General features: G+C 65.0%; 15 protein-coding genes. 5 read left to right on the top strand and 10 right to left on the bottom strand.

What is annotated here, in order from left to right; genetic code table 11:
* The first annotated feature begins 7 nt into the window (after nucleotides 1-7).
* The 4 genes from glgA (at nucleotide 8) to Q8K05_RS08345 (ending at nucleotide 5,313) form a co-directional block, all read left to right on the top strand.
* Complete coding sequence (glgA, locus tag Q8K05_RS08360) at nucleotides 8-1,465, top strand: glycogen synthase GlgA (protein WP_059751800.1); 1,458 nt, start codon at nucleotides 8-10, stop codon at nucleotides 1,463-1,465.
* Nucleotides 1,466-1,477: 12 nt separating this feature from the next.
* Complete coding sequence (locus Q8K05_RS08355) at nucleotides 1,478-3,970, top strand: glycogen/starch/alpha-glucan phosphorylase (protein ID WP_305246174.1); 2,493 nt, start codon at nucleotides 1,478-1,480, stop codon at nucleotides 3,968-3,970.
* Between the two features lie 186 nt (nucleotides 3,971-4,156).
* Nucleotides 4,157-4,465, top strand: coding sequence for a DUF2934 domain-containing protein (locus Q8K05_RS08350; RefSeq protein WP_059751804.1), 309 nt, complete (start codon nucleotides 4,157-4,159; stop codon nucleotides 4,463-4,465).
* A gap of 122 nt (nucleotides 4,466-4,587) precedes the next feature.
* A complete protein-coding gene (locus Q8K05_RS08345) occupies nucleotides 4,588-5,313 on the top strand; it encodes a DUF2459 domain-containing protein (RefSeq protein ID WP_157648526.1) in 726 nt (241 codons plus the stop codon).
* Nucleotides 5,314-5,343: 30 nt separating this feature from the next.
* Here Q8K05_RS08345 and Q8K05_RS08340 read toward each other — a convergent pair whose 3' ends face one another.
* The 3 genes from Q8K05_RS08340 to Q8K05_RS08330 all read right to left on the bottom strand — a co-directional run bounded on the left by Q8K05_RS08340 (nucleotide 5,344) and on the right by Q8K05_RS08330 (nucleotide 8,466).
* The gene (locus Q8K05_RS08340; RefSeq protein WP_305246173.1) at nucleotides 5,344-6,000 is read right to left on the bottom strand and encodes a hypothetical protein; all 657 of its coding nucleotides are present in this window, start codon (nucleotides 5,998-6,000) and stop codon (nucleotides 5,344-5,346) included.
* A gap of 159 nt (nucleotides 6,001-6,159) precedes the next feature.
* Nucleotides 6,160-6,486 (bottom strand): hypothetical protein, encoded by a 327-nt coding sequence (locus tag Q8K05_RS08335; RefSeq protein ID WP_305246172.1) that lies wholly within the window; start codon nucleotides 6,484-6,486, stop codon nucleotides 6,160-6,162.
* Nucleotides 6,487-6,774: 288 nt separating this feature from the next.
* Nucleotides 6,775-8,466: an AMP-binding protein gene (locus Q8K05_RS08330; protein WP_305246171.1), complete on the bottom strand. Its 1,692-nt coding sequence runs from the start codon at nucleotides 8,464-8,466 to the stop codon at nucleotides 6,775-6,777.
* Between the two features lie 287 nt (nucleotides 8,467-8,753).
* On the opposite strand from Q8K05_RS08330, the gene Q8K05_RS08325 reads away from it, so the two are divergent.
* Entirely contained in the window at nucleotides 8,754-11,633 is a 2,880-nt protein-coding gene (locus tag Q8K05_RS08325; protein ID WP_305246170.1) for an AMP-binding protein, read from the top strand.
* A gap of 420 nt (nucleotides 11,634-12,053) precedes the next feature.
* On the opposite strand, the gene Q8K05_RS08320 is transcribed toward Q8K05_RS08325, so the two are convergent.
* The 7 genes from Q8K05_RS08320 to Q8K05_RS08290 all read right to left on the bottom strand — a co-directional run bounded on the left by Q8K05_RS08320 (nucleotide 12,054) and on the right by Q8K05_RS08290 (nucleotide 19,498).
* Nucleotides 12,054-13,040: a D-glycerate dehydrogenase gene (locus tag Q8K05_RS08320; protein WP_305246169.1), complete on the bottom strand. Its 987-nt coding sequence runs from the start codon at nucleotides 13,038-13,040 to the stop codon at nucleotides 12,054-12,056.
* A gap of 17 nt (nucleotides 13,041-13,057) precedes the next feature.
* On the bottom strand, nucleotides 13,058-14,470 hold the full coding sequence (locus tag Q8K05_RS08315) for a sodium:proton antiporter (RefSeq protein WP_305246168.1): 1,413 nt from the start codon (nucleotides 14,468-14,470) through the stop codon (nucleotides 13,058-13,060).
* Between the two features lie 45 nt (nucleotides 14,471-14,515).
* Nucleotides 14,516-15,712, bottom strand: a complete 1,197-nt coding sequence (gene pncB, locus Q8K05_RS08310) for a nicotinate phosphoribosyltransferase (RefSeq protein WP_305246167.1) — start codon at nucleotides 15,710-15,712, stop codon at nucleotides 14,516-14,518.
* A gap of 71 nt (nucleotides 15,713-15,783) precedes the next feature.
* Complete coding sequence (locus Q8K05_RS08305; RefSeq protein ID WP_305246166.1) at nucleotides 15,784-16,137, bottom strand: FKBP-type peptidyl-prolyl cis-trans isomerase; 354 nt, start codon at nucleotides 16,135-16,137, stop codon at nucleotides 15,784-15,786.
* A gap of 70 nt (nucleotides 16,138-16,207) precedes the next feature.
* Nucleotides 16,208-16,849: an ABC transporter ATP-binding protein gene (locus Q8K05_RS08300; RefSeq protein WP_305246165.1), complete on the bottom strand. Its 642-nt coding sequence runs from the start codon at nucleotides 16,847-16,849 to the stop codon at nucleotides 16,208-16,210.
* On the bottom strand, nucleotides 16,842-17,600 hold the full coding sequence (locus tag Q8K05_RS08295; RefSeq protein ID WP_305246164.1) for an ABC transporter ATP-binding protein: 759 nt from the start codon (nucleotides 17,598-17,600) through the stop codon (nucleotides 16,842-16,844). The genes Q8K05_RS08300 and Q8K05_RS08295 overlap by 8 nt, the downstream gene beginning before the upstream one ends.
* On the bottom strand, nucleotides 17,600-19,498 hold the full coding sequence (locus Q8K05_RS08290) for an ABC transporter permease (protein ID WP_305246163.1): 1,899 nt from the start codon (nucleotides 19,496-19,498) through the stop codon (nucleotides 17,600-17,602). Before Q8K05_RS08290 ends, Q8K05_RS08295 begins: the two co-directional genes overlap by 1 nt.
* Nucleotides 19,499-19,522: the final 24 nt, after the last annotated feature.

The raw sequence follows: 19,522 nt of genomic DNA, 5'->3' as shown, positions 1-19,522 counted from the left end.
CGAAGCGATGAAAGTTTTATTTGTGGCGAGTGAAGCCTACCCTCTGATTAAAACAGGCGGCCTGGGCGATGTGGTACACAGCCTTCCGCATGCCTTGCACGGGCGGGGGCTGGATATTCGCCTGGTGCTGCCGGGTTATCGTGCGCTGCTGCATCAACTTGATCAGGTGCGCATTCTCGGCTGGCTGGATGTGCGCGGCGCGGAGGGCATCCATAGCGCGCGCATTCTGGAAACGCGGCATCCCGATTTTGCGTTTCCGCTATGGGTGGTGGATTGCCCGCCCTTGTTTGATCGCGTCGGCAATCCGTATGTATGCGCGCCCGGGCAGGACTGGCTGGACAACGCTGAACGCTTTACCGTATTTTCGCGGGTGGCGGCATTGCTGGGGCAGGATGCACTGAACCTTGGCTGGCAGCCCGAAGTAGTGCATCTGCATGACTGGCAAACCGGGCTGACTGCGGCATTTTTACACGAGCAAAGCAATCGCCCGAAAACGGTATTCACCATTCACAACCTGGCCTACGGCGGCTATTTTTCACATGGCGATTTTGTCCGGCTGCAACTGCCCAGCCATTGGTGGACGTCCGAAGGTGTGGAGTTTCATGGCGGCTTTTCCATGTTGAAAGCCGGCATCGTTTATGCCGATGCGGTGACGACCGTCAGCCCGACTTACGCCCGGGAAATCTGCACCCCGGAGTTTGGCCACGGCCTCGAGGGTTTGCTGCAATCGCGCCAGTCCAAGCTGCAGGGCATTTTGAATGGCATCGATACCCGTGTGTGGAATCCGGCTACGGATACGCACTTGCCTGCGCATTATTCTGCAAGCCGAATCAATCCTGGAAAAAAGCACAACAAGCGGGCGCTGCTGGAGCGTTTTCTGGGCACAACCAGCGATAGCCAGCTGACCGCGCCGGTGCTGGGGCTGGTAGGACGGCTGGTCGAACAAAAGGGGGTGGACTGGGTGCTTGCCGCGATGACGATCCTGCTCGTCGAGACCGACGCGCGTTTCGTGCTGCTGGGCAGCGGCCAGGTGGCGTACGAACAGAAGCTGACCCGGCTGGCCAAAAAGCATCCGGATCGCGTGTTCGTCAAGATCGGCTACGACGAGGCGCTGGCGCACCAGATCGAGGCCGGCGCTGACCTGTTCCTGATGCCGTCGCGCTTTGAGCCGTGCGGGCTGAACCAGATGTACAGCCTGCGCTACGGCACGCCGCCCGTGGTTTACAAAACCGGCGGACTCGCCGACACCGTAGTCGATGCGAACGAGACGACGCTCGCCGATGGCAGCGCGACCGGTTTCGTGTTCGATACGCCCGATGTCGCCGCGTTTCTCACCGCCATTCGCCGCGCACTGGAACTCATGCGCCAGCCCGCCCGGTGGCGGTGCTTGCAACAGACGGGGATGCGGCAGACATTTGATTGGAACGAAAGCGCTGCGCATTATCTGGCGCTATACCAGACTTAGGAGGATTGCACCATGTGGGCCAACAAATCGAATGATCCCAACTTGCCACTGAGCCTGAACAGGCTCGATTGCAACGGCGAATCGATAGGTAAAGATTTCCATCATTATCTCTCCTGCCATTTAGGGCGATTTCAGGATGGACCGCCGGTGTATTTTTATCACGCGCTGGCTTACGCGCTGCGCAACCGCATCATGCCGGACTGGAGCAGGACAGCAGCTGGGGTAGGCAGCGTACCGGGCGTGCGCCGCGCGTACTACTTATCGCTGGAATTCCTGATGGGGCGCGCACTCGGCAACACCCTGCTGAACCTGGGGATCACGAACGAGACCGAGCAAGCGATGCTCGACTACAGTTTGAAGCTGGAAGAAATCTGTGAGCATGAGACTGACGCGGGTCTGGGCAATGGCGGTCTGGGGCGGCTGGCTGCGTGTTTCATGGACAGTTGCGCCACGCTGCAATTGCCCGTGATGGGATACGGCATACGTTACGAATACGGCATGTTCCGTCAGCACATTGAAGATGGCCATCAAATAGAAGATCCCGATCACTGGTTGCGCGACGGCAACCCGTGGGAGGTTGAGCGCAGTGAATATACCCAGCGCGTGCACTTCGGTGGCAGGAGCGACGCCTATCATGATGCGCAAGGGGTCTTGAGAATGCATTGGGTGGACACCTGCGATGTGCTGGCAGTGCCTTACGACATGCCGATTGTGGGGTATCGCAATCACACCGTGAATACGCTGCGCTTGTGGAGAGCGACCGCGACGGATGAATTTGACCTGAGCGAATTCAACGCCGGCAGCTACACTGAATCGGTGCGAGACAAGAACAATGCCGAGCACATCACCATGGTGCTGTACCCCAATGACATCAGCGAAAACGGCAAGGAGTTGCGCTTGCGCCAGCAGTATTTCCTGGCCTCGGCCAGCCTCAAGGATGTGTTGCGGCGCTGGCAGTCGCTGGGGCATGTCGAGTTCGCCCAGTTCGCCCAGGACAACGTATTTCAGATGAACGACACGCATCCAACCATCGCCGTGGCGGAGTTGATGCGTATCCTGCTGGACGAAAAAGGCGTGTCCTGGGGGCTGGCCTGGGACATCACCACCCGCTGCATGGCCTACACCAACCATACCTTGTTGCCGGAAGCGCTGGAGAAATGGCCGGTCAGCCTGTTCGAACGCTTGCTGCCGCGTCTGCTGGAGATTATTTACGAAATCAACGCGCATTTCCTGCGCGAGGTGTCGCTGAAATGGCCGGGCGATGTCGACCGCCAGCGCCGCATGTCGATCATCGAGGAGGGTGAGGTGCGCCATGTGCGCATGGCCTGGCTCGCCATCGTCGGCAGTTTTTCGATCAATGGCGTGGCGGCGCTACATTCGCAACTGCTGAAGGAAGGGCTGTTCCGCGACTTTGTCGATCTGTGGCCGGGCAAATTCAACAATAAAACCAACGGTGTCACCCCGCGCCGCTGGCTAGCGCACGCCAACCCCGGCATGAGTGCGCTGATCAGCTCAAGAATCGGCGAGGACTGGGTGGCCGATCTGACGCAACTGGAAAAGCTCAAGCCGCTGGCAGATCTGGGAAACAAGGCATTTCACGCCGACTGGCACGCGACCAAGCACGCCAACAAGGAACGCCTCGCTGCGCTGGTCAGGGCCGAGTGTGGGGTGACGTTCGACCCGGCGGCGCTGTTCGACGTGCAGGTCAAGCGCATCCACGAATACAAGCGGCAACTGCTCAACGTGCTGCACGTGATTCACCTGTACAACCGCATCAAGCACGGGCATCTGGACGGCTGGGCCGACCGCTGCGTGCTGATCGGCGGCAAGGCTGCGCCGGGCTACGCGATGGCCAAACGCATCATCAAACTCGTCAACAGCGTGGCCGACGTGGTGAATAACGACCCCGATGTCGATGGCCGCCTGAAAGTCGCGTTTCTGCCCAACTACCGGGTGTCGAGCATGGAAATTATTGCGCCTGCGACCGACCTCTCCGAGCAGATTTCCACCGCGGGCAAGGAGGCGTCCGGCACCGGAAACATGAAGTTCATGATGAATGGCGCCGCGACGATCGGCACCTACGACGGCGCAAATATCGAAATTCTGGAAGCGGTGGGCGAAGACAATTTCTTTTTGTTCGGCCTGCGTGCGAACGACGTTGAAGCGCTGCGCGGCCACTATCAACCCCAGACCTATATCGACGCCGACAGCGACCTGCGCGAAGTGATTGACCTGCTGGCTGCGGGCCACTTCAATCCCTGTGAACCGGGCATATTCGACATGATTCTGGACGCCGTCCGGAGTCCGCACGACCCGTGGATGACGCTGGCTGATTTTCGGGCTTATGTGGATGCACAACAGCAAGTGGCGCGCGCGTGGCAGGATCAGGCCAGCTGGACGCGCATGAGCATCCTCAATACCGCCTCCAGCGGATTTTTCTCGACTGACCGCACCATGCAGGAATACAACCGCGATATCTGGAAGCTTCAGCCCTTACCGCATTAACTGGCTGAGCGGCGAGCCGCTGCCGCGCATCTGCTGAGCCCGCACGCCGCGCCAACGCCCCGCCAATCGTCTACGAGTTGACGTGGCGCAATGACCCGGCCGCGCCAGCAGCTATGTTGAACGGGTGCATTCATGCGCTCGTGACACGGTCGCTGCACCTCCCCTTTCAATCACAGGAGAGTCGAAATGCAGCAGCAACATGCAATGACCGAGACCGCAAATTGCAGAGCGCAGAGGAGGAACATCCCTCCAAAGCAGGAACCTGATGAGCCCGTCCGCACAGTCCAGCCGGCGCCGGCCGCTGAGCGTGAACAAGCCATTCGCGAGACCGCCTACGCCTGCTACGAGGCGCGCGGCTGTGTCGATGGAGATGAGCTGGATGACTGGCTGAAGGCCGAGGCCGGCTACCCGAGGCTGCATGCGCTGGACGGTATCGTGTCCTACCTGACCCGTCCGGGCGATGCCCGGCGTGATCGGCAAGAGTGCCCGCATTGACCTGTCCTCCCTTCCGACCGCTGGATCAGCCGGCATCACCCCGTGTGGCCATGAGGCCGCACGGCCGCCCGAAGGGCGAATTCCCGCCTGGCGGGACGGCGCGCAGTGCCAAGGGTGCACCCATGAGCACCGGCATGCGCTCCAGCTGCCTTTCGCGACAAACGCTCATGGCTGGCAGCGTCGGCCGCCTCGCCGCCCTTCTGCTGCTGCTCGCCCTCGTCGTGCTGGCGCCGGGCTGCGCGGCGCAGTTGAGTCCCGGCGCAGCGCCGGCGGTCGATGCGCAGGCGACGATGCATCGCGTCCTCGTCGTGCGTCACGGCTGGCACAGCGGCATCGTCGTGCGCGCCGCTGAGGTGCCCGAGCACGCCTGGCCGGCGCGGCGCGAGTTCGTCGGCGCCGAGCATCTCGAGGTGGGCTGGGGCGACCGCGCGTATTACCAGGCAGCCGATCCGTCGGTGTGGCTCGGGCTGCGCGCGCTGCTGTGGCCGACTGCGGGCGTGCTGCACATGGTGGCCTTCAGCGGCCCGGTTGAGCACTACTTCGCGTCCGCCGAGATCGTCGCCCTGCAGATCACGCCGCAGGGTTTCGCGCGGCTGGTCGCCGCCATTTCGGCCAGCCACGAACTGGACGCCACCGGCCGACCGATCCCGCTCGGGCCGGGGCTTTACGGCACGAGTCGCTTCTACGCCTCGCGCGAAGCATTCCATCTGTTCGCAACCTGCAATGTCTGGATCGCCGCCATGCTGCGCGAGGCGGGCGTGCCGGTCAGTCCCACGCTGTCGCAGACCGCGGGCGCGCTGTTCGCGCAACTGCGCCGCCATGGCCAGGTGATCCGGCCGGCGCCGTGAGACACAGGCCCGGTTATCCCTCCCACGCGTTCAGCGCGCCTGTGACGCACCGGGGGCCGGGTTGCGCAAGCGCAGCATGCGAACCGCCCAAGCGGCAGCCACGGCGGCCAGCACATGCTTCACGCTGTGGCCGCTGATCCAGCCGCCGGCCGCGAAGACCTCTTGATCCAGGCGTTCCGCCACCAGCGCGGTGGCGTAGAGGGCCAGCACCACCAACAGGTCGCGGCCGCGCGTGTAGCGCGGCGCAAACAGCCACATCAGCAACGGAATCAGCAGCGCCGGGTAGAAGTGCACCAGGCCGTACAGTCGCAGATCGCCGACGCCGGCGCGCTCGCTCAAGATCCAGTAGACGACGCTGAACGGGCCGGCCGCCGCCAGCCAGGAAAACAGCCGCAGGCCGACGCGCGGGCCCAGACGCTCGACCAGCACGGCGCTGAGCAAAGACATGAAGACCAGGCTCATCGGCAACCTGTCCCAGAACAAGGTGCCGTGGCTGGGCGCGAGGTGGTAGTAAGCCGAGCCGAAATCCACCCCCACGAGGCTCACGAAGAACACCGCATAGGGCCAGCGTTCGCGTGCATCGGCGAACGACGAGCCCGGTCGCGACAACCGACCCAGGCCGACGGCACCGACGATCAGGAACCCCAGGCTGGAAACGACGTTCAGCGCATGCGGCACACCGAGCACGGCGCGCTGGTCGGCGAAGTGGTGATAGTGCTCGGGCTGAGGGGATCGGCGGCAGCGCCGCCACAGCCAGCAGCGCAGCGGTGGTCAGCAGCGCAACGGCAAGCAGCCGTCTGCGGTGAGCGCCCGGCGAAATGGCCCGCATCTCCCTGGCCTCCTGGATCACCGATGCGCCCCTGCCCGAACGCGGCCGGGGCCGTGGGCCGGATCAGTGCAGCGCCGCATCGTGGTCGGCGCTTGCCGCCGCCGCGCGGGGCCGAGGTCTCCGGGGGCTCGCGAGGCGGATCTCAGACGGTTGCCGGTGCGACTGCGCCACATCACGCTCAACGGCCAGACGAAGGCCGCCGCGACGCCCCCGGCACCGATGACCATGGCGGCCAGGTTGAGCCAATCGACCCAGTACCCCATGTCGGCCATCGACGAGCGCGTCCAACCCGGCATGAGCACGAAGGCGAGCGCGGCCACCGCCACGCCGACGATCACCGCCAACTTGAGCGACGCGTGCCAGCCGCGCGGCTCCGGGCGGCCGCGATCATCACCAGCATGGCGGCCAGCAGCCGCGCAAGTACACCCTTCATCGCCTGCCTCCTTGTGGTCAAAATACCCCGGTCCGGGCGGGCCATGCTCATTGGTGCACCCCTGGCACTGCGCGCCGTCCCTCCGAGAGGGAATTCGCCCTTCGGGCGGCCGTGCGGCCTCATGCACGGTCTGTGCTGCGGGTACGCCGCGCCGAGGATACCCCAGGCATGGCGACCGCAGCCCGGCAGCGCTGCGGTTTCACGCCGTCTGCCAGATCACCTTGCGGCCCGAGGACTCCCAGCGCTCGTACTGCACGGCATAGACCTCATCGATGCGCTTGCGCTTGACCTTGAACGTGGGGGTGATGATGTCGTTGTCGACCGTCCACGGCGTGGTCACGACGACCAGGCAGGCCAGTTGCTCGTGCAGGTCCAGCGCCGCGTTGATGCTGCGCAGGTGCTCAGCCAGCGAGCGCTCCAGCTCGGCCCGCGCCGCGGGGTTGCCGGCGCGTGCGGCGGCCTCGGCATTGAGCATCACGATGCCCAGCGGTTGGCCCAGGTTGGCGCCGGTGACGACACAGGCTTCCACCGAGGCGTGCATCCCCAGCCTGTCCTCGATCGGCGCCGGCGCGACGTAGTTGCCCTTGCTGGTCTTGAACAGGTCCTTCAGGCGGCCGGTGATGCGCAGGTTGCCCTGCGCGTCCACCTGGCCCATGTCGCCGGTGCGCAGCCAGCCGTCTGCGGTGAAGGTCTCGCGGCTCAGCTCCGGCTCCTTGTAGTAGCCGAGCATCAGCGCGGCGTTGCGCATCTGGATTTCGCCGGTCTGGGCATCGATGCGCGACTCGACGCCGTCGTAGGTCGGGCCCACCGTGCCCTGCTGGTTGTGGCCCGGCAGCGTGAGGTGCGAGATGGCCAGGTTTTCGGTCATGCCGTAGCCTTCGTTGATCGGCAGGCCGAGCTTGCGGTACCAGTCCAGCAGGGCCACCGGCATCGGCGCCGCACCGCCCACCGCGATGCTGCACTGGTCCAGGCCCAGCGCCTTGAGTACCTTGCGCCGCACCAGGCCGCCGATGATCGGGATCGACAGCAGGCGTTCGAGCTTGGCCGGCGGCAGCTTGTGGTGCACGCCGTTCTGGAACTTGACCCACAGGCGCGGCACCGAGAAGAATATGGTCGGGCGCGCGCGCTGCAGGTCGGCCGTGAAGGTCTCCAGCGATTCGGCAAAGTACACGCGCATGCCGGTGTGCAGCCAGCCATGCTCGACCAGCACGCGCTCGACCACGTGGGCCAGCGGCAGGTACGACAGCATGCGGTCCTCGGCCGTCATCGGGATGCGCTTGAGGCCGGTGTCCAGTGCCCAGGCGAAGTTGCCGAAGCTGTGCATCACGCCCTTGGGCCGGCCGGTGGTGCCCGAGGTGTAGATCAGCGTGGCCAGTTCGTCGGCGCCGCGCGTCACTTCGCCCTTGAGCGGCGGGTTGCGCGCGCAGATCACATCCCAGCCCTCGCAGCCCTGGATCACGTCCGGCGGCGACAGCGGGCAGCTGATGCACGGCAGGCCAGCCGGCACGCCGGGCTTCATGCCCGCCCAGCCGTCGAGCTTGCCGACGAAGCAGGCCCGCGCTTCGCTGTGGGTCAGTATCTGCTCGATGGTGCCGGACGCCAACGTCGGGTACAGCGGCACCGAGACATGGCCGGCCATCCAGATGGCCAGGTCGCTCATCAGCCACCAGGCGCAGTTCTTGGACAGGATCGCCACCTTCGAGCCCGGCTCCCAGCCCTGGGCCTTCAGGTGGGCGGCCATGCGGCGCACCTGGTCGGCCACCTGGGCCCAGGTGAAGTCCCGGACCACGCCACCGCCCATCGGCTGGCTCAGCGCGATGCGATCAGGCGCGGTCCTCTCCCAATGGTACAGGCGTTGCAGGGCCAGCGATTCGGGTTTGGCAGCATTCATGGCACGTCCTTTCGAAAGTCTGACAGGGACCAGAACAGCGGCCACGCCGGTGAACCCGTAGGCCTCTGCGCATCATATCCCCCTGCGCGCCAGGACCACGGTCCCAACAGGGGAACCGCGTATCAAGCGCCAGAGTCGGCCGCCAGCCGCCGGTGCGCAGGTCGCTGGCGGCCAGCGCGTCGCAGCGGCCATGGCGTTGGTGTTAAATTGCAGAATAACTCACGAGAGTGAGTGGCCGTCCGGCCTGAAATGGCGCGTACCGGGCGCCGAATGGAGCACCACTGGCGATGAGCGAACCTCGACCGCGGCAAGACGATCTGCGCTCCATTGAGCACACGGGGTTGTCCCCTGCGCCGGACCTGGAATCGCTGCTGCCGCGCTTGCTGGCGACGGTGCGCTGTGTGTCTGACGAGCTGCGGCCGCAGGCGCGGCTCGCCGCCACGCTGGGCCTGGACCACTCGCTCGAGCGCGACTACGGTCTGGACAGTCTGGCCCGCGTCGAACTGATCGCGCGCGTCGACCGCGATCTCGGCCTCGCGCTGGGCGAGGCCGCGCTCACCGAAGCCGAGACGCCGCGCGACCTGCTGCGCTTCATCACGCGTACCGGTGGGCGTGCAGCCGACACGGCGGGTCCCGTCGAACCGCGCAGCACGCAACAACCCCCGGTTGCGGACACGGCGCCGGAGCCGTATCCGCCGGATGCCGTGCAGACGCTGGTGGCGGTGTTCGAATGGCACCTGCAACGGCATCCGGATCGGGTGCTGATCACGCTGTACGAGAACGGCGACCAGCCCGTTGACCTGAGCTACGCCGACCTGCACCGTGATGCCCTCGCGCTGGCCGCGGGCTTGCGCGCGCTCGGGCTGGACCGGGGCGACAGGGTGGCCATCATGCTGCCGACCGGGCGCGAGTTCTTTGCCGCGTTCTTCGGCGCGCTGGTCGCGGGCGCGGTGCCGGTGCCGCTGTACCCGCCGGCGCGACCCTCGCAGCTTGAAGACCACCTCAAGCGCATCACCGGCATCATGCGCAATGCGCAGACACGCGTGCTGGTGACGGTCGAACGCGCCAAGCCACTGGCCCACTTGCTGCGGGCGCAGGTCGAAACCCTGCAGACGGTCAGCACGGTGGCTGATCTGTCGCTGGCCGATTCACCGGCAGTGCCTGCAGAACTTGCCGCATCGGACGTCGCGTTCCTGCAATACACCTCGGGCAGCACCGGCGACCCCAAGGGCGTGATCCTGACCCACGCCAACCTGCTGGCCAACCTGCGCGCGATGTGGCGCGCCTCCAAGGTCAGCAGCACCGACACCTTCGTCTCCTGGCTGCCGCTGTACCACGACATGGGCCTGATCGGCGCCTGCCTGGGCGCGCTGTACCTGGGCTTTCATCTGGTGCTGATGTCGCCGCTGGCGTTTCTCGCCCGGCCGGCGCGCTGGCTGGAGACGATTCACCGGCACCGCGGCACGGTCTCGGCGGCGCCCAACTTTGCCTATGAGTTGTGCCTGGCCAAGCTCAGCGACGCCGATCTCGCCAGGCTGGACTTGTCGAGCTGGCGGCTGGCATTCAATGGCGCCGAACCGGTGAGCCCCGACACGCTGGAGCGCTTCGCGGCGCGCTTCGCGCCCTGCGGCCTCAAACGCGAGGCGCTGACGCCGGTGTACGGCCTGGCCGAGAGCTCGGTCGGCCTGGCCTTTCCGCCAGTGGGCCGCGGCCCGTGGATCGACCGCGTCGATCGGGCCACGCTCGCCCGCGATGGCGTGGCGGCAGCGGCGCGACCCGACGATGCGCAGCCACTGCGCATCGTCTCCTGCGGCTTGCCGCTGCCCGGCCACGAGATGCGCGTGATCGACGCTGGCGGGCGCGAGTTGCCCGAGCGCGCGCAGGGGCGGGTGCAGTTCCGCGGCCCGTCCAGCACGCAGGGCTACCTGAACAACCCGGCGGCCAATCAAGGCCTGTTCGACGGTGCCTGGCTCAACACCGGCGACCTCGGCTACATGGCGGCCGGCGAGTTGTTTCTGACCGGGCGCGAGAAGGACATCATCATCCGCGGCGGCTTCAACATTCACCCGCAGGAACTCGAAACCGCCGTGGCCGATATCGCCGGCATCCGCAAGGGGGGCGTGGCGGTGTTCGCGGCGAGCGACCCACGCAGCGGCACCGAACGGTTGGTGGTGCTCGCTGAGACCAAGGTCACCGAGCCCGAGCAGCGCCGGCAGCTCATCCAGGCCATCACCGCGCTGTCGGCCACGCTGCTGGGCGCACCGGCCGACGACGTGGTGCTGGCGCCGCCACGCTCGGTGCTGAAGACGTCCAGCGGCAAGACCCGCCGCGCCGCCTGCCGCGAACTCTACGAGCAGGGCCGGCTCGGCGTGACGCAACGTGCGCCATGGCGGCAATGGGCCGCGCTGGCGGCCACGGCCGCGGCGGCGCGGGCCCGCCGCGCGTGGCGCTCGGGTGGCCGCCTGGCCTGGGGCCTGTGGGCCTGGGCCGTGTTCTGCGCACTCGCCACCGTGGCTTTGTGTGCGGTGCTGGTGGTACCGGGCTTGGCCCGGCGCCGGCGCGCGGCGCGCGCGCTCACGCTCGGGGCGATCCGCCTCACCGGCTTGCCCGTGCGGATGGAGGGGCTGGACCGTTTGCCCCCGGGCCGGCCGCTCATTGTGGTGGCCAACCACGCCAGCTATGTCGATTCCATCCTGCTGGGTGCGGTGCTGCCGGCGGAGTTCTCCTTCGCCGCCAAGCGCGAGCTGGCCAACGTACCGCTGATCGGGCGGGCGCTGCGGCGGCTGGGCATCGCTTTCGTCGAGCGCTTCGATGCGACGCAAGGGATCGAAGACACGCGCGCGCTCGAGGCGCGTGTGCGTGCGGGGGAATCGATGGTGTTCTTCCCCGAAGGCACGCTCCGGCGTGCCAGCGGCCTGCAGCCCTTCAAGCTCGGTGCCTTCGTGATCGCCGCCGAGACGGGAACGCCGCTGGTGCCGGTGACGCTGAACGGTACCCGCTCGCTGCTGCGCGACCAGGCCTGGCTGCCGCAGCGCGGCGATGTTCGCGTGACGATCGGTGAGCCGATCCCACCGGCGGGCCCGGGCTGGGACCACGCGCTCGAACTGCGCGATGCGGCGCGCAAAGCGATGACAGCCAGTCTGGCGGAGACCACACTTGATGCCTGAACTCCACCAGAACCAGTCATGACCGAAGGGCAGACGCCGCTCTGGCTGGGACTGTTGCTGCGCAGCGAAGGGTACACGCTCTGCGCGGCATGGCCCACCTCGATGGGCACATAGCGCTGGGCCCTGTTCCCATACTTCTGCGTCGTGCGCTGGTAGTCGGCGGCAATCACCAGCACCGCGGGCGCCTCTTGTACCGAGCGCTGCCCGAGTGGGCCGTCATGGTGTGGGCTGGGTACCCTTCAGGCGCGCTGGCGCAAGCTGAACCCGATAGCCGACGTCCTGCCCCATCGATGAGTTTGGGAAGCCCGCCGACAGTGCAAGAAAGAGGCCGGCTCGTATGTGCCATCCCACTTTGGACTGCCAACAGGGGTAACTACGTTGGACATTGGTTTGACACAGGATAATCAACCGGCAAACATCCTACCGGTTCGCCAGCACCTCGGGGTTCAGCGGCGTGAGGGGCTTGTTTTGCGTGAGGAACTGGATCAGGTTGTCGGCCGCCAGGTTGGCCATGGCCAGGCGCGTCGGAATCGTGGCGCTGGCGATATGGGGGGTCAGCACCACATTGGGCACGGCCAGCAGACCAGGATGAACCATGGGTTCGCCTTCAAACACGTCCAGCCCGGCGGCCGCAATCCGCTTGTCCTTCAGCGCTGCGGCCAGCGCGGCATCGTCCACAATGCCGCCACGCGCAATATTGACCAGCGTGGCGGTGGGTTTCATCAGCGCCAGTTCGGCCGCGCCAATCGTGTGATGGGACGCTGGCGAATAAGGCAGCACCAGCACCAGATGGTCGGCCGTCCTGAGCAACTCTTCCTTGCCGACATAGCGCGCCTGGCATTCGGCCTCCAGCGCTGCATCCAGGCGGGATCGGTTGTGGTAAATCACCTTCATGCCGAACCCGAGCGCGCCCCGTTTGGCAATGCCCTGGCCGATGCGGCCCATGCCCAAAATGCCCAGCGTCGCGCCGTGAATGTCAGAGCCCGCAAACATGTCGTAACTCCACTTGGTCCATTGACCAGCGCGCAGATAGTGTTCGCTCTCGGTAATGCGGCGGGCGGTGGCCATCATCAAGGCAAAGCCGAAATCAGCGGTGGTTTCGGTCAGCACGTCGGGCGCATTGGTGGCCAGCACACCGGCTGCCGTCATGGCGTCAATGTCAAAATTGTTGTAGCCCACGGCCATGTTGGCGCAGATTTTCAAGCCGGGGCAGACAGCGAGCACCCCGGCATCAATGCGGTCACCCCCCGTGGTGAATGCGCCCGCTTTGTCACGCAGCCGCTCAGCCAGCTCGGCCTTGGACCAGGTCTCGTCGGCCTGGTTGGACTCGACCTCGAAATATTGTTCGAGGCGGGCCAGCACCTCGGGGAAAACAGCGCGGGCGATCAGGATTTTGGGCTTGCTCATGGATAGGTCTGCTTTGTTTATTGGAACCAGATGAAAGTCATGATGATGAAGAGCGGGATCAACACCGCACCCGACCACAGCATGTAGCCAAAAAAGCTTGGCATTTTCACGTCGCGGTCTTCGGCAATGGCCTTGACCATCAGGTTGGGGGCATTGCCGATATAGGTGTTGGCCCCCATGAACACGGCGCCGGCTGAAATGGCCGCCAGCGTGGACGCAAAAGTGGTCATCATGGCCTGCGGGTCGCCGCCAGCGGTGTTGAAGAACACCAGGTAGGTGGGCGCATTGTCAAGGAACGAGCTGAGCGCGCCGGCGGCCCAGAAATACATGGCCGGATCGGGCGAGCCGTCGGGCCGGGTCACGCTCGATACCACCGCGCCGAACGGCCCGCTGGCGCCGGCCTTGAGCATCGCAATGACCGGAATGATGGTGAGAAAAATACCCGCAAACAACTTGGCCACCTCGGCCATCGGCCCCCAGGAAAACTGGTTGTCGGCATGGACCTTGGCAGCCGTTATTTTTAGCGACAGCAAGGTGATGGCGACCAGCCCGGCATCGCGCACCAGGCCCGGCAGGCCGACATCAGTGCCGGCAATGCTGAACACCACGGGCGACTTCCAGAAACCGCTGAGCAGCACCAGCCCGGCAATAGCGCCCAGCAGCCAGAAGTTGGCGGCGCCGTCAAAACCGATGCGCCCGGTGTCGGGTGTCGGGTCCAGCGGCGCGACTTCTTCGCGCTGGCGGTAGAACCACATGTCAAGCGCATAAAAAATACCCAGCAAAGAGCCCACCAGAAACAGCGTCTCCGGAAAGATATGGCGCACGGTCCAGAAAAAATCCACCCCCTTCAAGAATCCCAGGAACAGCGGCGGATCGCCCAGCGGCGTCAGCGAGCCGCCGGCGTTCGACACGATAAAGATAAAGAACACCACCACATGGGCCTTGTGCGCCCGGTTGTCGTTGGCCCGGATCAGCGGGCGGATCAGCAGCATTGATGCGCCGGTGGTGCCCATGAAACTGGCCAGTACCGCGCCGGTGGCCAGGATGGCTGTATTCAGCCCCGGGCCGCCATGCAGGTTGCCACGGATGTGAATGCCGCCCGCCACGGTAAACAGTGCAGTGAGCAGAAAAATGAACGGAATGTATTCGGCCAGCAGCGCATGCATGAAGCTGATGCCGGCCAGGCCGGGGCCATAAATCATGGCGAAAGGCAGCAGGAAAGCCAGCGACCATGCGGCCGACACCTTGCCAAAATGATGGTGCCAGAAGAATGGCGCCAGCAGGGGCAAAAGGGCAATCGACAACAGCAAGCCCGCAAAGGGAACGCCCCACAGCATCGAGAGTTCACTACCCTGCAACTCAGCCGCAAACGACAGGCCAGGGCAGAGTGACAGCAGCATCAATCCCGCTGTCCAACGGAAAGCTTTCATTCATTTCTCCAGTGTGACGCGGCCCACCATTATCGAACGGGTAAATCAGTGGGCTGAAGGGACGTCAAAAACCTGACGCAGGTAGGCCATGTATTTCTCGTCATCGCACATGTTCTTGGACGGCGTGTCGGACAGTTTGGCTACCGGCTGGCCGTTGCAGCGCACCATCTTGATCACGATCTGCAGCGGCTCGTAACCCAGGTCGTTGGTCAGGTTGGTGCCGATGCCAAAGGCCAGGTGGCAACGCGCCTTGAATTGCTGGTAAAGCTCGATGGTGCGGGGAATCGTGAGCGCGTCGCTGAAGATCAGCGTCTTGGTTTTCGGATCGACGCGGTTTTTTGCGTAATGCGCCAGCATGCGCTCACCCCACTGAAACGGGTCGCCGCTGTCATGACGGGCGCCGTCAAACAGCTTGCAAAAGTACAGGTCAAAATCGCGCAGGAAGGCGCTCATGCCGTACACGTCAGACAGCGCAATGCCCAGGTCGCCCCGGTACTCTTTGGCCCACGACTCGAAACCAAACACCTGGCTGTCGCGCAGCCTTGGCCCCAGCGCCTGGCAGGCCTGCAGGTACTCGTGCGCCATGGTGCCCAGCGGCGTCAGGCCCAGCGTCATGGCAAACAGCACGTTGCTGGTGCCCGCAAATTGCCCTGTGCTCCCTGTGCCCAGGCGCTTCGCCAGCGTGTGCAGCACCTCCTCGTGCCAAACCTTGCCAAAACGCCGGCGCGTGCCATAGTCGGCGATCCTGAGTTCTCCGAGGCCTCTGACATGCAGCTGCCGGATCTTGGTATCCAGACGTTGGCGGCCTTCGGTGATGTCGGGCTGCTTTTGCGTGCTGCGAAAGTAGACCTCGTTGATGATGGCCAGGATAGGGATTTCAAACAGGATGGTGTGCAGCCATGGCCCTTTGATCGAGACCTCGATCTCTCCCGAGGGCAGGGCCGTGACGCTGACATATTTTTCATTGAGCCGGAACAGGCCCAGAAAATCCACAAAATCACTCTTGATGAAGCGCATGGCCTTCAGGTAGGCCAGCTCGTCATCCTGAAACTGGAGGCGGCACAGCCCACGGATTTCTTCGCGAATCTCGTTGACATAGGGCGCCAGATCCGAAATTCCGGGGGCGCCCGCGTTGCGGCACTTGAACTGGTACTCCACTTCCGCACCCGGAAACTGGTGCAACACCACCTGCATCATGGTGAATTTGTACAGGTCGGTGTCGAGCAGGCTGGTGATGATCATGGAGAAGGCCAAAAGCCCCTTGGTGCGGTGGTGCGTCAAGTGATGGCCCCGCCAAGGGAGCCCGCTTCAACTCAGGTGCCCAGAAAATCCACTTCAAACAGCAAGGTGGCGTTTGGCGGAATCACACCACCAGCGCCGCGTGCGCCGTAGCCGAGTTCGGCCGGAATGACCAGGCGGCGCGTACCGCCCACCGACATGCCCTGCACGCCCTCGTCCCAGCCGCGAATGACCTGGCCCGCGCCGAGTGAAAACTGGAACGGCTGGCCACGGTCTTTGCTGGAGTCGAACTTGGCGCCCTGCACGCCGTCGTTGTAGAGCCAGCCGGTGTAATGCACCTTGACCTGTTGGCCGGCCTTGGCTATGGCGCCTGTGCCCAGAACGGTGTCTTCGTATTGCAGTCCTGATGGCGTGGTGGTGAGGGTCATGGCAATGTCCTTATGAAAAAATCAAAAAATAAAACAAAAAAGAACTGGCTCGACGGGTGAGAGGTCTTTTTCATGAACCCCTGACTTTACCCGCAACCAGCAGCAGCACACGGTCGGCACGGGCTGCGAACAAACGGTTTTGCTCGGCCACCAGCAGGGCCATGCCGCCCTGCTTGAGCGCCAGCAACGCATCGCGGATCGATTCGACCAGCACCGGCGCAATCCCTTCGCAGGGTTCATCGAGCAGCAAAATGCGCGGGCCTGTCATCAGCGTGCGGGCAATCGCCAGCATTTGCTGCTCGCCACCGCTCATCTGCGCGGCCGGCCGCTTGAGCAACTTCTTGAGGAGCGGGAACAAATCGAGCACCCGGGCCTCCCGCGCCCGGGCATCGCGCCCGGCGGCAACGTGCAGGTTTTCGCGCACCGTCAGGCCGGTAAACAGCCGCCGGTCTTCGGCCACGTAACCCAGACCGGCCTGGGCCCGCCGGTGCGTCTCCCAGCGCTCAATGGCCACGGGGCCGGAGGTCGACTGATAGCGTATGCCGCCTTCGGTGCGCACTTCCAGGCCCATCAAGGCCTTGAGCAGCGTGGACTTTCCCGCGCCGTTGAGCCCCTGCAGCACGACCAGCTCACCGGGCCTGACCTGCAGCGACACCTCGAACAAGGCCTGCGCCGGGCCATAAAAGGCGCTGAGCTTGTCGACTTCAAGCATGCTCGGCCCCTTCGACCAACCCGTCACCCAGGTACAGCCGGCGCACCGTGCCGTCACGCGCGATCTCATCGAATGATCCCTGCGCGGCGAGCCGGCCTTCGATCAGTACCAGCACGCGGTCGGCGACGCCCGCCACCGCGTCCATGTTGTGCTCGGTGTAGAGCACGGCCATGCCCTGCCCTGCAAGATTTTTCACCAGTTGCATCAGGCTGACGCGCTCGGGCTCGGCCAGGCCGGCAGCCGGCTCATCGAGCAGCAACAGCTGCGGGCGGGCGGCCAGCGCCACGGCCAGCTCCAGCCGTTTTTTGGCGCCGTAGGGCAGGCTCAGCGCATCCTGCCCGGCCAGTGCTTGCAAGCCGGTTTGTTCGAGCAGCGCAAAGGCCAGCTCGCGTGACTGCCCGTCGAGTATATTTAAAGCAGAAATGGCCTGCAGCCCAAGCCTGGCTTGCGCAGCCAGCTGCACATTTTGTAGCACTGTCAGGGCCTCAAAGACCTGTGCCACCTGGAACGTGCGCGCCACGCCGTGCCGCAAGCGGGCGGCCGGGGCCAGCTTGTCCAGCACCTGACCATGCCAGGCGATGTGACCGGCCGTGGGGACATACTGGCCGGCAATGCAGGCAAACGTGGTCGACTTGCCGGCGCCGTTGGGCCCGATCAAGGCCACGCACTCGCCGGCCGAGACGTCAAAACTCACGCCATCGACCGCCCGGATGCCGCCGAAGTGCTTGACCAGTTGTTGTACCTGCAGCATCAGCGCGCGCCCTCGACTACACGGTCGGCGCGCAGCCGGCGCCGACCCAGGCGGGCCAGCAAACCGCCCAGACTCAGCAGGCCCGACGGCGATGCCACCATGATCAGCATGATGAACACGCCCAGCAGGCCGCGCCAGTAAGTGACTTCGCGGCCCAGTTCAGCGCCGGCGTAACTCAGCACCACGCTGCCCACCACGGCGCCCCAGAGCTGATGCACGCCGCCCAGCAACACCACCAGCAAGGCGTCTACCGACGTGGCGACCGCTGCGAGCGACGGAAACACCGCCCCCTTGTGCGCGGCAAAAAGGCCGCCCGCCAAGCCGGCCAGCACGGCGCTTTCCACAAAGATGCGGTATTTGAGCCAGCCTACGCTCAATCCCGACGCGGCGGCGCGCAAGGGCGCATCACGCCCGGCCTGCAGCGCGGCACCCATGACCGAGCGGCCCAAACGCCGCAGCGCCGCCACCGACAACAGCGCCAAGGCCACCAGCAGCGCATAAAAGAGCGGCCGGCCCTCGTCGCTGACCAGCACCAGTCCAATCAGGCCGTTGTCCCCGCCCGTGAGGTCGACCCACTGGGTGGCGGTGGCCCAGATCACCTGCGCCAGCGCCAGCGACAACATGGCCAGGTACACGCCGCTGCTCCTCACCACCGCGGCGCCAAACACGGCCGCCACCGCCAGCGCCGCGCCGCACCCGGCCGCCAGCGCCACCGGCAGCGACGCGCCCCACAGGCTGTGCGACAGCGCGGCCCCATAGCCACCCAGCGCAAAAAAAGCGGCATGGCCAAAACTCACCAGGCCGCCCAGCGCCATCATGGCCTGCAGGCTGATGCCGAAGATCATCAAAATCAGCGCGTCGGCAGCCAGCGTTTGCCAGTACGGCCCGCCCCACCAGGCCAGGCTGGCCAGCAGCACCAAGCCCAGGGCAAGTGCAGACCGCCAGAAACGCCCCAGCGCGAGACCCCGAAACTTCTGCGCCGCCTCGCGCACGCCGCCGCCCAGCTCATGCGCGGCGGCCGACAAACCATGGAGTCCCTGCGGGCGAAACACCAACACCACCGCCATGGTCAAAAATACAATCACCAGCGTGGCCTGCGGAAACACGCTGATGCCAAACGCATGGACCAGGCCAATCAGCAGGGCCGCCACGAACGCGCCGCCAATGCTGCCCAGCCCGCCCATCACCACCACCACAAAGGTTTCCACAATCACGTTGCTGTCCATCTGCAGATGCGCAGGCTCGCGCGGCAATTGCAGGGCACCGCCCAGCCCGGCCAGCGCGCAGCCCAGCACCACGGCGCCCAGCATCAGCGGCCTGGGGTTGACGCCCAGCGCCGCCAGCATGGCGCGGTCTTGCGTGGCGGCGCGCAGGCGCTGGCCAAACAGCGAGCGCCGCAGCAACAGGTGCAGCCCGCCCCAGACCAGCGGCCCCAGCGCAATCATCACCAGCTGGTAGACAGGAAAGAACTCGTCGCCGATTTGGACCGCGCCCTTGAGCCCCGGAAAACGCGGCGCAAACACCTCGCCCGGCCCAAAAAACCACTGCATCGCGTCATGCATCGCCAGGCTCAGGCCAAAGGTGGCCACCAACTGGTACAGCTCGGGCGCGCCCGCCATACGTCTTAGCAACAAGAATTCGACTACAGCGCCTGCCAGTCCGGCGCAAGCAGCTCCCAAAAGCATAGCAGCCAAGTAGAGTGGCGCACTCTCCCCCCAGGCCGGAAACCAGTTCGTGACCCAGTGCGCCGTGAACAGCGCGCCCAGCATGAAAAAACTGCCATGGGCAAAATTGACGATGCGCGTCACGCCAAAAATCAGCGTCAGCCCCGCCGCCATCAGGAACAGCGTGGTGGCATACGACAGTCCGCCAAGCAGCTGGACCACGGAAAACGTCATGCGCTCAATCCCCGGCTAGCGCGC

Origin of the sequence: Polaromonas sp., from assembly GCF_030682935.1 — a bacterium.
In the GTDB taxonomy this organism is placed as follows: Bacteria; Pseudomonadota; Gammaproteobacteria; order Burkholderiales; family Burkholderiaceae_C; genus Polaromonas.
This window is presented reverse-complemented; position numbering and strand designations above follow the sequence as displayed.